The organism is Alterirhizorhabdus solaris (genome assembly GCF_007785815.1).
Lineage (GTDB): Bacteria > Pseudomonadota > Alphaproteobacteria > Sphingomonadales > Sphingomonadaceae > Alterirhizorhabdus > Alterirhizorhabdus solaris.
Map to the genome: position 1 here is coordinate 1 of NZ_VNIM01000006.1, position 15442 is coordinate 15442.

Below are 15442 nucleotides of genomic sequence, written 5' to 3' on the forward strand. Positions count from 1 at the left end.
GCCGCCTTCCTCACAGAGGCAGCGTCGAAATCGGTGCGAAGCGCGATCGGCATGGCAAACTCCAATCCGTTTGCCATGTTGAATCAGGGCGCGCTGACGCTGGCAAGCCCCGCCGAGTCACGATCTCCGAGCCTTGGTATAAGGGGGTCCCGATCGGCGCCGATCGCCCCCCGAGAGTTTTTATTCTGTCTTCCGCTACAACGCCTTAGCCGCATTTCGGCGGGGGTCCCGTTTCGACGCCTATCCACAAGCAGGTCAGTCTCAAGTTGCCGCAACCCGCCTTGCACAGACAGTATTCAGCGATTAGATGTGTCTACAGCAGGAAGCGAGTACACATACCGAGTACACAAAGGATCTGGGAGACTAGCAAAAGTCGCAGATTTCCGCGGTTTTTGCCCTCGAGGAAGTCCTCCCGTTGGGGTCACCACTCTCCGCAGATCAGCCCCCCGCCGTGGCAGCGTGGCATGCGATGCCGGGACGGGTATCACGTCGGCGGACGCCGGATCGGCCGTACCACGCACTCCAGCGCTGTCGGGGCAATCCCATCGCCAGCGACACAAGCGCTTTTGCCGCCACCGATCGGGCATGGTCCGGGCGTGCGTAGCCCGACGCGGCCGATATTCGGTCCGTCCGCTTTCTCCGCCGATCGCGCGGTCGGTGCCACCCTCGGCACGGACATTTGCTTCCGGCGCTGTCCGGCAAGCGACCGCCCCTCGCCAAGCCGGGTTCGCAGAGCGGCATACGTCTGATGACGTATCACGCCATCGCGATTTTTCGGCCATTTCCAGGCGATGGGTCGGCACGCGAGGACAGAATGAGCGGAGTTCGCGTAGGAAAACGGGTGATCGGGGCAGAGGCGCCGGTGACGATCGGGTGGGAAAACATCCCGAGGGTCGAGGGCGGCCCGGTGAAGCAGTTCGTCTTCACCTGGTTCCAGCCCGCGATGCTCTTCGCGTTGCTCGCCTTCTGGTACTATGCGCCCAATTCGATCGCCAAGGCATCGACGGCGATCGGCATCGGCATCGGTTTCAGGGTGCTGCTGCTCGGCCTCGAATGGGTCAATCCCCGCTTCGCGAGCTGGCAGCTGACGTGGAAGGAGCTGGTCACCGACCTGTTCTACGTCGGGCTCGGCTACACCGTGCTCAATCTCGCGGAAGGTTTCATCGGCAGCGATGTCATCACCGAGAAGCTGCTGCACTCGATGGACTGGGGCAAGGTCACCTGGTTCATGACGCTGCCGCTGCTGGTGCAGGCGCTGCTGATCGCGTTCATCTTCGATTTCGTACAATATTGGATGCACCGCGGGATGCATAACTGGTATCCGCTGTGGCTGCCGCATTCGGTGCACCACTACATTACCCAGCTCAACATCAACAAGGGCGCGGTCGGCAACCCGGTGGAGCTGTTCCTGATCGGGCTGGGGCTGGGCGGCTTCTTCGATTTCCTGCCGCGTGCGGCCCTGCTCGCCGGCGTCTTCGGGCTGGCGATCGGATCGTACCAGCACATCAACGTGCGCTTCAATTCGCCGCGCTGGTGGCGGTTCCTGTTCAACACTACCGAGCACCACAGCCTGCACCACTCGCAGGATTATGAGGCGACGCGCAGCAACTATGCCGGCTCCTTCATCTTCATCGACCGAATGTTCGGGACGTGCGTGGATGGCGAAGCCGAACTGCTGGGGCTGGAATACGGCCGCCGCATGTCGGTGCGCGAACAGATGACCTTTCCGTTCGTCGAGGGCTGGAAGACGATCAAGGTCAAATATGGCCGGTCGACGGGCGGCCAGCCGATCGCGGTGCCGGCGGAATGACGGGGCTGGCCCTGCCCACGTCATCCGGCAACCGCCCGAACGGACACCGCATGAACCTTCGCCTCGTCGACTGGATCTGGAACGTCAGCGGTAGCGTGGCCCTGCCGCGCGGCCAGTCGGCCGAGGAGGCGTTCGCCCGGATCGACCCGCTGTTTCGCCAGCCGGGCACCACGCATGAGCGGGCCGGCGACACGCTGACCTTCCGCAAGAGGGATCAGGCCGCGCAGGACAGGATGGCGGTGTTCGACGGCGGCGTGCTGCGGATCGAGCGCGGCGTCGCCGGTCCGCTGCTGCGCTACCGCCTGACCAGCCGGATGCTGCTGTTCTGCTTCTTCTTGCCGCTGCTGTTTCTCGGCTTCGCCGGGCTGACGATCGTCGTGAGCGACTACCAGAAGCCATCGGCGGAAGCCGCCGCGAAGGCAAAGAAGGAGGCCGCCGCAAAGAAGAAGCCCGACGTGCCGATGAACCCCCTCGACAAGGCGCTGGGCGCCCCGGCCCCCGACAAGGCGAAGAAGGACAAGAAGGACGAGGACAAGAGCCAGAAGCCCACGTCCGCCTACGTCTTCGCCGGCATCTTTGCCCTGCTCTATATCGTCGGTCGGATCCTGGAGGCGCGGTTGTTCCGGTCGCTGCTGAGGAAGAAGCTGGAAGCCTGACGCGCGCCGTCAGGGGTGGGGGATGGCGGGATCGGCCGGCCGGCAATTTCCCCTGGGCACCCGCGCCGGGAGGGCGAACCGGGCATGGCGCGCCATCGGCGCCCCGCCTGCCCGCCTCGTAAGATCTCCCGGTGGGCCGCGTGACGCACGCCACACCCGCCAAGGCCCTCGTCACGATCGCAATCGTGCCGCTCGTCCGACCGGAAGGTCCGGCAGGTGATCGCCAGACAGTCGGCGACACCGCTACGGCACCATCCAGATGAAACGATCGGTTCTAGCCCGCCGCCAGCGGCGGCATGCGCCGCATGCGCCATGCCGGGCGCCGCGCCGCCGGGCATGGCGCCCGGCGGGGGCAGTACTCAACGGGCGATATAGGCCCGCCACCCGCCCAGCGCCGTGATGTCCTCCGCGCCCGCCATCGCGCGCGGCTCGGCGACGAAGCCCTTGACGAGGCTGCCGTCCGCCAGCGTCACCGTGCCGATCGCCAGCGGCGGCGGCACCTCGGCGACGAAGCTGCCGAACGCGGCCATGTCCAGCTCGTACACCTCCAGCGCGATCGCACCGCCGGTCTCGTCGTGGATCAGCGCGGGCTTGGGCGGCACGCTGCCGGCCATCGCGAACAGCCGATAGACGGGCGCAGTCTTCGCTTCGCCGACGAACGTCGCCTCGCGCGAGGTCAGCTGCCAGTGCAGCGGCATGTCCTTCAGATGCGCGCCGACGACGGCGATGCGGACTTTCTCCATCGAACCCTCCAGATCGAGCGGCGGCACGCTGGCCGGCGCGGGAAACAGCGTCTTCGCCGCGGCCGCCAGCGCGCGGTCCGTACCCGCCGGGCCGATCAGCGTGACGCCGAAGCCCACGCCGCTGGCATGGCACCCCGTCGGCACGGCGATCGCCGCCATGTCGAGCAGGTTGACGAAGTTGGTGTAGGTGCCGAGGCTCGCGTTGAGCGCCACCGGGGCGGCGAGCATCTCGCTCACGCGATAGCTGGTCGGCGCGGTCGGCAGCAGGAGCAGGTCGATATCCGTCCACATCGCTTCCGCCATGCGGGCAAGCGCGGCCAGCCGGTACGTGCCGGTAAAGACGTCGACCGCGCTATAGGACAGCCCCTGCTCCACGATCCCGCGCACGACCGGGTGGATCGCGTCCGGCTGCCCTTTCAGGAAATCGCGGATCGCGGCGGTCCGCTCGGCGACCCACGGGCCGTCGTAGAGCAGCCGCGCCGCCTCGGCGAGCGGCGCCATGTCGATCTCGACGATCTCGGCATCCAGCCCCGCCAGCGCCGTGTCGTACAGGAACCCCGATTCGATATCGCCGAACCATGCCCGCTGCTCAACGCGCGGCACGCCGATCCGCCGGGTCGCACGCGGCACGTCGGGCAACGCGCGCGAGAACACGTCGTCCACATCGAAGCCCGCGACGAGATCGTCGACCAGCGCCGCGTCGTCGACCGTGCCCGCCATCACCGTGATGCAGTCCAGCGTGCGGCAGGCCGGGATCAGGCCACGGCTGCTCCACCGCCCCCGGCTGGGTTTCAGCCCGACGAGGTGGTTGAACGCCGCCGGGATGCGCCCCGAGCCGGCCGTGTCGGTGCCGAGCGCGAAGGCGACCAGCCCCGCCGCCACCGCCACCGCCGACCCCGAACTCGATCCGCCGCTGATCCACGCGCGGTTATAGGCGTTGCGGGGGATGCCGTAGGGGCTGCGCGTGCCGTTGATGCCGGTCGCGAACTGGTCGAGGTTGGTCTTGCCGATCACGATCGCGCCCGCCGCGACGAGCCGTTCGACCACTTCGGCGGAACGGGCCGGGGCATAAGCGAAGGCCGGGCACGCCGCCGTGGTGTCGAGGCCGGCGACGTCGATATTGTCCTTCACCGCGAAGGGCACGCCGGCCAGCGGCAGCACTTCGCCGCGCGCGACCCGTGCGTCGATCGCGGCGGCGGCGGCGCGCAGGGCCGTGGCGTCGAAGCGGGCGATCCAGACGGCATCCTGAACCGCATCGTAGCGGTCCAGCCGGGCCAGCACGTCCTCGATCACGGCGGCGGCGGATCGCCGCCCCGCTTGCACGTCCGCCGCGATGGCGCTGGCGGAGAGGCGGTCGAGCGCGGTCATGCGCGGGTCAGCGCCAGCATCGGCGCGCCGGGCGATACCGCCTGCCGCTCGGTCACGTACAGCGCGGCGACCGTGCCGGCGGCGGGGCTGGTGACAGGAAACTCCATCTTCATCGCTTCCATCACCGCAATCGTCTCCCCGGCGGCGACGGTATCGCCGACCGCCTTCATCAGCTTCCACACGCTGCCGCCGAACGGCGCCTCGACCATCTCGGCGCCATCGGGCAGCGCCACCTCGTCCGCCGCCGCCCCGCCGACCTCCTCGACGAGGCTGGCGACGCGATCGAACTCGCCGCGCGCCTCCCAGTCCGCGCGCTCGGCAGCGAAGGCCGCGTTGCGCTGCGTCTCGAACGCGGTGATCGAGCCGGCGTTCTCGTCGAGGAAGGCGCGATAGTCGGCCAGCCGGAACTCGGTCTCCTCGATCTCGATGCTGCGCCGCCCGAGCGGGAAATCGCGCCGCCATTCGGTCAGCTCGTCATGGCTGACGGGGAAGAAGCGGATCTGGTCGAAGAAGCGCAGCAGCCACGGCTTGCCGTCGACGAAGGCATCCGTCTGGCGGTGCGTGTTCCACACCTGGATGGTGCGCCCGAACAGCTGATAGCCGCCCGGTCCCTCCATGCCGTAGATGCACATATACGCCCCGCCGATGCCGACGACGTTGGGCGGCGTCCAGGTGCGCGCCGGATTGTATTTGGTGGTGACGAGGCGGTGGCGCGGATCGACCGGGGTGGCGACGGGGGCGCCGAGATAGACGTCGCCCAGACCGTACACGAGATAGCTCGCGTCGAAGATGATGCGCTGCACCTCGGCGGCATCCGCCAGCCCGTTCACCCGGCGGATGAACTCGATATTGTCCGGGCACCACGGCGCGTCGTCGCGCACGACCGCCATGTAGCGTTCGATCGTCTGGTGGATCGCAGGATCGTCCCAGCTCAGCGGCAGGTGGACGATGCGCGAGGGGATGGTGAAATCGTCCAGCTCGCCGAGCGCCGCCTCGATCGCGGTCAGCCGGTCGAGCAGCGCCGCCTCGCGCAGCGACACGCCGTCGTAATGCACCTGAAACGAGCGGATGCCGGGCACGATGTCGATGATGCCGGGCAGCGCCGTCTCGACCAGCGCGGCGGTGGCGGCATGGACGCGCAGGCGCAGTTCGAGATCGAGCGTGATCGCACCATATTCCACAAGCAGGTTGCGGTCGCCCTGCCGGCGGTACAGCACGCGCGGACGCCGCCCCTGTGCCGGCAGATCGGCAAGGATCGCCTCTTCGCGCACGGCGTCGGGCACGACGGCGGGCGGCGCGGCGCGCCCGGCGATGACCGCCTCCTCCACCGCGCTGGCGGCCTCCGCCTCGGCAAGGCTCACCTGCGCGAAACGGATGCGGTCCCCCGCCGCAAGCTGCCCGACCTGCCACAGATCCGCCGAGATGACGACGAACGGGCAGACGAAGCCGCCAAGCGACGGGCCGTCCGGGCCGAGGATGATCGGCATGTCACCGGTGAAGTCGACCGCGCCGATGGCATAGGGGTTGTCGTGGATGTTCGACGGATGCACCCCCGCCTCGCCGCCATCCTTGCGCGCCCAGCGCGGCTTCGGCCCGATCAGGCGCACGCCGGTGCGGTTGCTGTTGTAATGCACCTGCCACTCGGCCGAGAGGATCATCTCGATATCCTCGGGCGCGAAGAAGTCCGGCGCGCCGTGCGGGCCGTAGAGGACGCGCATCGTCCCCACCGGGCCGAGCGCGGGCTGGTCCACCGGGCGGGGGGCGGGCGATGCGGTACATGGCCGGTCGGCCAGATGCAGCGTGTCGCCCACGTGCAGCCGGCGACCGCCGTGGCCGCCGAACTCGCCGAGGTCGAACGTGCTGGCGCTGCCGAGATAGGCCGGTACGTCCAGCCCGCCCGCGAACAGCAGGCAGCCGCGCATCCCGCCACCGCCCACCCGGCCCAGCGCCAGCACCTGCCCCGCCGCCACGTCCACCGGCACGTTGCGGGAGACGGGTGCGCCGTCGAGTGTCGCATTAAAATTCGCGCCGGTCAGGCAGATGCGCGCGGCCGTGTTGAAGGCGAGCGTCGGGCCGGTCGCGGTGAACTCCAGCCCCGGTGCGGCGGCATCGTTGCCGAGCAGCGCATTGCCCAGCCGGAAGGCGCGCGCATCCATCGGCCCCGATGGCGGCACGCCGACATCCCACGAGCCGATCCGGCCGGGGTAATCCTGCACCGCCGTCAGCGTGCCGGCGCTGCGCACGACGATGCTGCGCGGATGATGCTCGACCGACTGGAGCGAGCCGGTGGAGACATTGCCCGAGGCGAAATCCTCGTTCCGTGCCACGTCGCGCAGCCAGCGCACGTTCGTCTCGATGCCGGCAAGCCGCGTCGCATCCAGCGCGGCCTGCAACGCCGCCACCGCCGCGTCGCGATCCTCGCCGCGCACGATCAGCTTGGCGAGCATCGGGTCGTAGAAGGGCGACACGTCCGAGCCGCCTTCGACCCACGTCTCCACCCGCGCACCGGCGGGGAAGGCGACCTCGGTCAGCCGGCCGACGGCGGGCCGGAAATCGACCGCCGGATCCTCGGCATAGAGCCGCGCCTGGATCGACCAGCCGGTGGGGGCGGGCACGGGCGCGTCGAGGAACGCGAAATCACCCCCGCCGCCGCGCACCATCCACTCGACCAGATCGATCCCGGTCACTTCCTCGGTCACGCCATGCTCCACCTGAAGCCGGGTGTTCACCTCGAGGAAGAACCAGTCCTCCCGCGCCGAATCGTAGAGGAACTCGACGGTGCCGGCCGAACGGTAGCGCGCGGCCTTGCCCAGCCGCACCGCCGCCTCGATCAGCGCCGCGCGGACATGACCGGGCAGGTTCGGCGCAGGGGCCTCCTCGATCACCTTCTGGTTGCGCCGCTGGAGCGAGCAGTCGCGCTCGCCCAGCGCCACCACGCGGCCCGCGCCGTCGCCGAAGATCTGCACCTCCACATGGCGCGCGCGCGGCACGAAGCGTTCGAGGAACAGGCTGGCGTCGCCGAAATTGCCGGCGCCCAGCCGCGCCACGGCGGCATAGCCATCGCGCACCGCCTGATCGTCCGCGCACACCCGCATGCCGATGCCGCCGCCGCCGGCGGTCGCCTTGAGCATCACCGGATAGCCGATCCGCCCCGCCGCCTCGACCGCCGCCGCCGCATCGGCGAGCAGGCCGGTGCCGGGGGCCAACGGCACGCCTTCCGCCTCCGCCAGCGCACGCGCGCTGTGCTTCAAGCCGAACGCGCGGATATTGTCGGGCGTCGGGCCGACGAAGGCGATGCCCGCCGCCTCGCACGCCTCGGCGAAATCGGCGTTCTCCGAGAGGAAGCCGTAGCCGGGGTGGATCGCATCCGCCCCCGTTTCCTTCGCGACAGCGAGGATGCGCGCGGCATCGAGGTAGCTTTCCGCCGCCGGCCCCGGCCCGATCCGCACCGCGACATCCGCCTCGAACACGTGCCGCGAGGCCTCGTCGGCATCGGAGAAGACCGCGACCGAGCGGATGCCCATCCTTTTCAGCGTGCGGATGATCCGGCAGGCGATCGCGCCCCGGTTGGCGATCAGGACCGTGCGGACGTTCATGCCGTCACGATCATGCGCACGGGCGTCGGGTTGAAGCCGTTGCACGGGTTGTTGATCTGCGGACAATTGGAAACAACCACGATCACGTCCATCTCCGCATGCAGGTCGACGGTCATGCCGGGGGCGGAAATGCCGTCGACGATGCCCAGCGCGCCGTCCGCCTCCACCGGCACGTTCATGAAGAAATTCACGTTCGACACGATGTCGCGCTTGGCGCGGCCGTCGTGCAGGTTCGCCTCGAGGAAATTGTCCACGCAGGCGTGCTGCGCCTTGGTGTGGTGGCCGTAGCGCAAGGTATTGGACTCGCACGAGCAGGCGCCGCCGATCGTGTCGTGATAGTCGACCGAGGTGGCCGCGATGGTCATCATCGCGCGGCCCTCGTTGGACAGCAGCACGCTGCCCGTCCGCAGAAAGATATTGCCCTGACGCGCGATCGTATCCTGCGCGCTGTAGCGTTCGGCATCGTCGGCGGCCGCATAGACGAGGAAATCCACCGCCTGATTGCCGTCGAGATCGACGACCCGCAGCGTCTCGCCCGCCGCCATCCGGTGCCGCCACGGCGCGCGCGCCGCCACGATCTCGTCATGGACGACCGGCCCCGGCAGGCCGGCGAGGTGCGGATCGCCCGCGTTCTGGGAGTGCGTCGTCATCGGCGGTACAGATCCTCGGTGTTGAGGAAGGCGCGCCGCCGCTCGGGCGTCGCGTTGCGGATCGGGTCGTCCTGCCCGGCGACTGGCCCGCGCCATGCGGTGGCGCGCAGCGGCGTGACGCTCCACGGCCGTTCGTCCCTCACGTGCGGGCAATTGGCGAGCACGACGATCAGGTCCATCTCGGCCCGCAGCACGAGCGCGCGGCCGGCTGCGAACGGGCCGATCTGGGGTTCCACGGCGCCATCCAGCGCGATCCGCACGCCCTTGAACAGGTTGAGGCACGGATGCACGTCGCGCCGGCCGAGGCCATGTTTCGCGGCCCCCAAAAGCAGCCGGTCGCGCGCGTTGGGGGTCTCGCCCGAATTGCTGCCGTCACCGTAGCGACGGGCGTTCGATTCCCGGTTGGATGCGCCGCAGAAGGCGTCGTGCGTGCCCGCCTCGTCCGTCTCGATGCTGGCGAGCGCACGGCCCATGTCGGACAGCAGCACGCTGCCGGTGGTGGGGTAGGCGTTCCACTGCACCTTCACCGTATCGGCGATGTTCAGCCGCTCGGCGGGCATGTCTGCGTTGAACAGCAGCAGCGAGGCGCAGGCATCGCCGCGCAGGTCGATCAGCCGCAGCCGCGTACCGCGCGCGATCCGGCGCGAGGCGTAGCCGCCCGCTGCGATCGTCTCCTCCCACAGCAGGTCTTCGGGCGCGACGCCGGCAGGCAGGTCGTCGGCGCGCGGTGGCAGCAGCGGCATCGCCTCGACGACGGTATCGCCCATCGCGCGGGCATGGGCGCGCGCGGCACCCGGATCGGCCAGACCGCTCATGCCGCCTCCCCCGCCAGGCGCCCGGCGTCCTGCTCCTGCTCGTACAACGGCGGCAGCAGCGCGGTCGTGGTGAACAACCGCAGCTGTCGCACCCCGCGCACCTTGCGCAGCGCATCGCACAGTTCCCGCAGCCGCACCGCCGGCCCCTGAACGAGCAGCACCTCCAGCGACTGGTCGTCCTCTAAGAAGACGTGCTGCGAGGAGATGACCTCCTTCAGATACTCGGCCTGCGTCTGCGCGAGCTGGTGGCGCACGCGCCCCATGTCGCCGCGATAGACCAAGGTGATGGTGCCCGCGAGCATGTCGTCCGGCCGCATCGCCTCGCCGTGATCGGCCAGCGCGTTGCGGATCAGCTCGGCGATCAGCTGGGAGCGGGACGGCAGCCCGCGCTCCTCCACCATCACGTCGAGCTGGCGAGAGAGTTCGGCGGGCAGGCTCATGCTCAGCCGCGCGAGGCTTGTGGGGGCTGCGTCTTTCACCGGATCATTTCTCACGATTATTACCTATGATGTCAATCGTAATAACGTCCGCGTCGGGTTCGGCCCCGGCGGCGGTGTCGGCGGGCAGCACGTGCGGCTTGAGCGCGAGGTCGTAGATCGCCGTCGCGCCGAAGCGGTGGGGGGCGTGCGGATCGATCCGGCGCTTGTCGAACGTCAGCAGCCGGGTGCCCAGCTTGAAGGCCTCGCCGATGTCGTGCGTCACCATCAGCACGGTCAGCCCATGCTCGCGCCACAGCCGCAGGATCAGGCGGTGCATGTCCTGCCGGATGCCGGGATCGAGCGCGCCGAACGGCTCGTCGAGCAGCAGCACGCGCGGCCGCGCGATCAGTGCCTGCGCGATCGCGAGGCGTTGCTGCATCCCGCCCGAAAGCTGCGCGGGATAGACATGAAGCGCGTCGCCCAGCCCCACCTCGGCCAGCATCGCCGCCGCTTCCTCCTCGGCGGCGCGGCGCGCGCGGCCGAACAGCCGGGCGGTGAACCGCGCACCGGCACATTCACGCGCGAACATCACGTTGCGCAGCGCGGTCAGGTGCGGGAACACCGAATAGCGCTGGAACACCACGCCCCGATCCGGCCCGCATTCCGCCACGAGCGGCCGGTCGTCCAGCAGGATGCGGCCCCGGCTTGGCGCCTCCTGCCCCAGCACGAGGCGCAGGAAGCTGCTCTTGCCGGCGCCCGACGGCCCGATGATCGAGATGAAGCTGCCCTCGGCGATGTCGAGATCGACACGCTCCAGCACGATCTTGTCGCCATATTCCAGCCACACGTTGTCGAGGGTGAGGAGCGCGCTCATCGGTCGCTCCGATGCGCCCAGGCAAAGCCGCGCCGGCTCAACTGCGCCAGCGCCACGTCCATCGCGATCGCCAGCAGCGAAATCCACGCGACATAGGGAATGATGACGTCCATCGACAGATAGCGGCGGACGAGGAAGATGCGGTAGCCCAGCCCCGCGTCCGAGGCGATCGCCTCGGCCGAGATCAGATAGACCCACGCCGGCCCGAGCGACAGCCGCAGCCCGGCGATCAGGCGCGGCATCGCCTGCGGCAGCGCCACGCGCAGCGCCAGTTGCCAGCTCGACGCGCCGAGCGTCTGCGCCTTGACGAGCTGTTCCTGCGGGATTCGCGCGACATGATCGGCCAGGTCGCGGATTAGGAAGGGCGCGACGCCGATCACGATCAGCGCCACCTTCGCGGTTTCGCCCAGCCCGAAGACGATGAACAGGATCGGCAGCAGCGCGATCGGCGGGATCACGGCGATCGCCGTCACCAGCCCGCCGAGAGTGGCGCGCGCCACCGGGAGCACCCCCAGCACCATGCCGACCAGCAACGTGGAAAGCGTGCAGATGCCGAGCGCGATGCCGAGCCGCTGGAGGCTCGCCGCCGTGTCCATCCAGAACAGCATGTTGCCGCTCAGCGGATCGACCTGCGCGATCAGGCGGTGCATCGCCGAGACCATCGCGCCCGGCGTGGGCAGCAGCTTGTCCGAGGGATTGTCCGCATGCCGCGCGGCCGACGCGAACAGATAGGTGACGAGGATCGCCAGCAGCGGGATCGCGCCGAGCAGCATGGCGCCGTTGCGGCTTGGCCTGATGTTCACCCAGCGCATGACGGCCTCCTCACAGCGTGCCGGCCGCGGCCTGCTCCATGAAGCTCGGATCGAACCGCAGCTTCACGTTGGCCGGGTCGCCCAGCGTCTTGCCGCCCGGCAGGCCGATGCCGACCGCGTCGGCGGAGGTCGCGCCCTGCCCGAACAGCCCCTTGGAGAAGCTGAAGTCGCGCACCTTGGTCATCGTGCCGGCCAGCGTCGGCGCGGTCAGCGCCGCCACTGCGTCGCGCGGGGTGCCATAGAGGTGGGTGGTGCGAAGCTGCGCGTCGAACGCCTCGGGCGTGGTGCCCGCCATTCTGGCCATCGCGGCGCGCGCGGCGGCACCTGCCGCGTCCTGCCGCTGCATCAGGCCGATCGTCTCGTACCAGATCCCGGCGAGCGCCTTGCCCAGGTTCGGGTTCGCCTTCAGCGTCGCGGTATCGATGACGAGCAGGTCGAGGATCTCGGCGGGGATCTGGTGCGAATCGAACGCCAGCTTCGCGTTCGGCAGCCTGGCCATCTCGGTCAACTGCGGGTTCCACGTCACCGCTGCGGTGGCCGCCGGATTGGCGAAGGCACCGACGATGTCGGCGTCCGACGTGTTCACCGTCTTCACGTCGCTGAGCTTCAGGCCCACCGTGGAAAGCCCGCGCGCCAGCAGGTAGTGCGACACCGACAGCTCGACCAGATAGACGGTGCGCCCCTTGATGTCGGCCAGCCCCGCCGCGTTCTTCAGCACGATCCCGTCATTGCCGTCGGAATAGTCGCCGAGGATGATCGCGCTGGTATCCTTGCCGCCGGCCGCCGGGATGGTCAGCGCGTCCATGTTTGTCACGGTCACGCCGTCCAGCTTGCCGGCGTTGTACTGGTTCACCGACTCGACATAGTCGTTGACCTGCACGAAGTTGATCTTGACGCCGTACTTGTCGGCCCATTTCTTCACGATGCCGGCCTGCTGGGCGTAGGGCCACGGCATCCAGCCGGCATAGATCGACCAGCCGATCGAGAAGTCGGTGCGCTTGGCCCCGGCCTCTTGTGCACCGCCGCTGCAACCAGCCGTAACGAGCATCAGGGAGGTCGCGATCGCGACACATGTCTTGGACAGCCAACCCGCCACGCGCACCTCCAAATATCGCATCGTCACGATGCCCAGCCCCGATATTGCTGGACCGGACGATGCACTGAATATTAAGTTTGGACAATCCGGTAATAAAATTTATAACGAGCGAATGGCCGCTGTCATTCTTTTTTGCACTGCCGCAAAGTCCGGGTCGGGCCATCGTGGCTGACGGGGCCGGCCGCGATGCCGCTACCGCCGGGGAGCGGGAGCTTCGCCGGGCCAAGGAGGCGGCCGAGGCCGCCAACGCCGCCAAGACGCGCTATCTCGTCGCCGTCAGCCACGAGATACGGTCGCCGCTGAACGCGATCTACGGTTACGCGCAACTGCTCGAACGCGACGGCGCGATCCCCCCCGCCGAGGCGGGCAGCGTGATCCGGCGGTCGGTGGAGCATCTGACCAATCTGGTCGAGGGGCTGCTCGACATCTCGCGGATCGAGAGCGGCGTGCTCCAGCTGCGGCAGGATCTCGTCCGCCTGCCCGCCCTGCTCGATCTCGTCGTCGACATGTTCCGCATGCAGGCGACCGCGAAGGGGCTGTCGCTCGACTATGTGGCGGATGGCCGCCTCCCGCCGTTCGTGCGGACCGACGAGAAGCGGCTGCGCCAGATCCTCATCAACCTGCTGTCGAACGCGATCAAATACACCCACGCGGGCGGCGTGACCGTCACTGTCCGCTATCGGAGCCAGACGGTGCTGGTGGAGGTCACCGATACCGGCATCGGCATCGCCCCGGCGGATATCGAGCGGGTGTTCGAGCCATTCGAGCGCGGCGGCGCGCCCGATGTCGCGTTGCAGCCGGGGATCGGGCTGGGGCTGGCGATCACCCGCGCGCTCGCCCGCCTGCTCGGCGGCGAGGTGACCGCATCGAGCGAGGAGGGGCGCGGCAGCCGTTTCCAGCTTCGCCTGATGCTGCCCGAGCCGATGGCCGCCCCGTCGCGTGCGCTCACCTATGCCAACGTCATCGGCTATCGCGGCGCGCGCCGCACGCTGCTCGTGATCGACGACGACCCCGCGCAGACCACCGTGTTGCGCAGCCTGCTGCGCCCGCTCGACTTCACCGTGTTCTCGGCGGCGAACGGGGCGGAGGGGATCGAGCTGGCGCGCTGCGCGCCCGATCTTGTGCTGCTGGACATCCACATGCCGGGCATGAGCGGCTGGGAGGCCGCCACGCGGCTGCGCGAGGTCTGCCCGCCCGCGACGCGCATCGTGATCGTTTCGGCCAACGCGCATGAATTCCGGGCGGGCGGCGACGGGCGCAGCAGCCACGACGCCTTCATCTCCAAGCCGGTCGAACTCGACGCGCTGCTCGACATGATCGGCCGCCAGCTCGATCTCGACTGGATCGTGGCCGACGACATGGCCGCCGCCAACGATGCGGCCGGCTCGCTCGCGCTGCCGGAGGCGGCGCGGCCGCTGCTCGCCACGTTGCGGGGTCATGTCAAAACCGGCCGCGTCCGCGCGATCGAGGCGGCGCTAAGCGACCTCGAGGCGGCCGCGCCGGCGAGCGGCGCGATCCTGGCCCGGATGCGGCGCACCCTCGATGCGTTCGATCTGCGCGCACTCGCCCGGATGATCGACGATGGCCTCTGATCCGGGGCGGGCAGGCGGCGGTGCCACGATCCTCGTCGTCGACGACACGGTGGAGTCGCTGCGCTTCCTCGCCGCCACGCTGGAACAGGCGGGCATGGTCGCGCTCGTCGCGATCGACGGTCTGGCCGCAATGGACCTGCTGGAGCACGCCCCGCCCGCCCTCGTGCTGATGGACGCGCTGATGCCGGGGCTGGACGGCTTCGACCCCCCCCGCCGCATCAAGGCGGACAGCCGCTTCCGCCACCTGCCGGTGGTCTTCATGACCGGGCTGACCGAAACCGAGCATGTCGTGCGCGGCTTCGCGGCGGGCGCGGTGGACTATGTGCCCAAGCCGATCGTCGTCGAGGAGCTGCTCGTGCGGATCGCGGTCCATCTGGCCAATGCGCGGATCGCGCAGGGCAGCCAGCTCGCGCTCGACACCGCCGGGCGCCCGTCGTTCGCGGTGGACGACGAGCTGGCGACGAGCTGGCTCACGCCGCTGGCGGCGGGGATGATCGAGCGGCTGTTTCCCGGCTGGCGCGCGCACGACGCGCATCTGCCCGCGCCGCTGGCCGACGCGATCCGCCGCCTCGTCGCGGCCGATGCGCCGGAGGGCGCGCAGGCGGCGCTGGAGGTGGGCGATACCGCGGTCAAATGCACCTTCCTGCGCCGTGCCGCCGGCGGCGACCGGCTGTTCCGCCTGACCGAGAACCGCGAGGGCGATGCCGAGCGGCTGCTCGCCGCGCGTCACGGCCTCACCTCGCGCGAGGCCGAGGTGTTGTTCTGGATCAGCCGCGGCAAGCAGAACCGCGAGGTGAGCGCGATCCTCAAGATCAGCCCGCGCACCGTGAACAAGCATCTGGAACAGATCTTCGAGAAGATGGGCGTCGAGAACCGCGCATCGGCTACCGCGATCGCCGTGGGCACGTTGTCACGGTAGGTCATGGCACGAGGTAGTGACGCCGCCGGATCGGCCGTTATGCGTTGTTTGACGTAGAGTCCGCCGCCCGCGCCGCACCCCACTGTCGGCAG

At 69.2% G+C, this 15442-nt stretch carries 12 protein-coding genes; 4 read left to right on the forward strand and 8 right to left on the reverse strand.

Going from position 1 to position 15442, the window contains the following annotated elements; genetic code table 11:
- Nucleotides 1–814 precede the first annotated feature (814 nt).
- Complete coding sequence (locus tag FOY91_RS02760; protein ID WP_145147911.1) at nucleotides 815–1810, forward strand: sterol desaturase family protein; 996 nt, start codon at nucleotides 815–817, stop codon at nucleotides 1808–1810.
- Between the two features lie 50 nt (nucleotides 1811–1860).
- Nucleotides 1861–2466: a hypothetical protein gene (locus FOY91_RS02765; protein WP_145147913.1), complete on the forward strand. Its 606-nt coding sequence runs from the start codon at nucleotides 1861–1863 to the stop codon at nucleotides 2464–2466.
- A gap of 359 nt (nucleotides 2467–2825) precedes the next feature.
- On the opposite strand, the gene atzF is transcribed toward FOY91_RS02765, so the two are convergent.
- The 8 genes from atzF to FOY91_RS02805 are packed head-to-tail and all read right to left on the reverse strand — an operon-like array spanning nucleotide 2826 to nucleotide 12860.
- A complete protein-coding gene (gene atzF, locus FOY91_RS02770; RefSeq protein WP_145147916.1) occupies nucleotides 2826–4577 on the reverse strand; it encodes an allophanate hydrolase in 1752 nt (583 codons plus the stop codon).
- Complete coding sequence (gene uca, locus FOY91_RS02775) at nucleotides 4574–8173, reverse strand: urea carboxylase (RefSeq protein WP_145147918.1); 3600 nt, start codon at nucleotides 8171–8173, stop codon at nucleotides 4574–4576. The genes atzF and uca overlap by 4 nt, the downstream gene beginning before the upstream one ends.
- Nucleotides 8170–8823: an urea amidolyase associated protein UAAP2 gene (locus FOY91_RS02780; protein WP_145147920.1), complete on the reverse strand. Its 654-nt coding sequence runs from the start codon at nucleotides 8821–8823 to the stop codon at nucleotides 8170–8172. Before FOY91_RS02780 ends, uca begins: the two co-directional genes overlap by 4 nt.
- Nucleotides 8820–9638 carry an urea amidolyase associated protein UAAP1 gene (locus FOY91_RS02785; RefSeq protein ID WP_145147922.1) on the reverse strand — a complete coding sequence of 273 codons (819 nt, stop codon included), beginning with the start codon at nucleotides 9636–9638 and terminating at the stop codon, nucleotides 8820–8822. Before FOY91_RS02785 ends, FOY91_RS02780 begins: the two co-directional genes overlap by 4 nt.
- Nucleotides 9635–10078, reverse strand: coding sequence for a CopG family ribbon-helix-helix protein (locus tag FOY91_RS02790; protein WP_203234476.1), 444 nt, complete (start codon nucleotides 10076–10078; stop codon nucleotides 9635–9637). The genes FOY91_RS02785 and FOY91_RS02790 overlap by 4 nt, the downstream gene beginning before the upstream one ends.
- A 43-nt stretch (nucleotides 10079–10121) precedes the next feature.
- Nucleotides 10122–10931 (reverse strand): ATP-binding cassette domain-containing protein, encoded by an 810-nt coding sequence (locus tag FOY91_RS02795; RefSeq protein ID WP_145147926.1) that lies wholly within the window; start codon nucleotides 10929–10931, stop codon nucleotides 10122–10124.
- The gene (locus tag FOY91_RS02800) at nucleotides 10928–11743 is read right to left on the reverse strand and encodes an ABC transporter permease (RefSeq protein ID WP_145147928.1); all 816 of its coding nucleotides are present in this window, start codon (nucleotides 11741–11743) and stop codon (nucleotides 10928–10930) included. The genes FOY91_RS02795 and FOY91_RS02800 overlap by 4 nt, the downstream gene beginning before the upstream one ends.
- 10 nt (nucleotides 11744–11753) lie before the next feature.
- Entirely contained in the window at nucleotides 11754–12860 is a 1107-nt protein-coding gene (locus tag FOY91_RS02805; protein ID WP_145148022.1) for a putative urea ABC transporter substrate-binding protein, read from the reverse strand.
- A 143-nt stretch (nucleotides 12861–13003) separates the two neighbouring features.
- On the opposite strand from FOY91_RS02805, the gene FOY91_RS02810 reads away from it, so the two are divergent.
- Nucleotides 13004–14431, forward strand: coding sequence for a hybrid sensor histidine kinase/response regulator (locus FOY91_RS02810; protein WP_238995202.1), 1428 nt, complete (start codon nucleotides 13004–13006; stop codon nucleotides 14429–14431).
- Nucleotides 14421–15350 (forward strand): response regulator transcription factor, encoded by a 930-nt coding sequence (locus FOY91_RS02815; protein ID WP_145147930.1) that lies wholly within the window; start codon nucleotides 14421–14423, stop codon nucleotides 15348–15350. The genes FOY91_RS02810 and FOY91_RS02815 overlap by 11 nt, the downstream gene beginning before the upstream one ends.
- The last annotated feature ends 92 nt before the right edge of the window (nucleotides 15351–15442 follow it).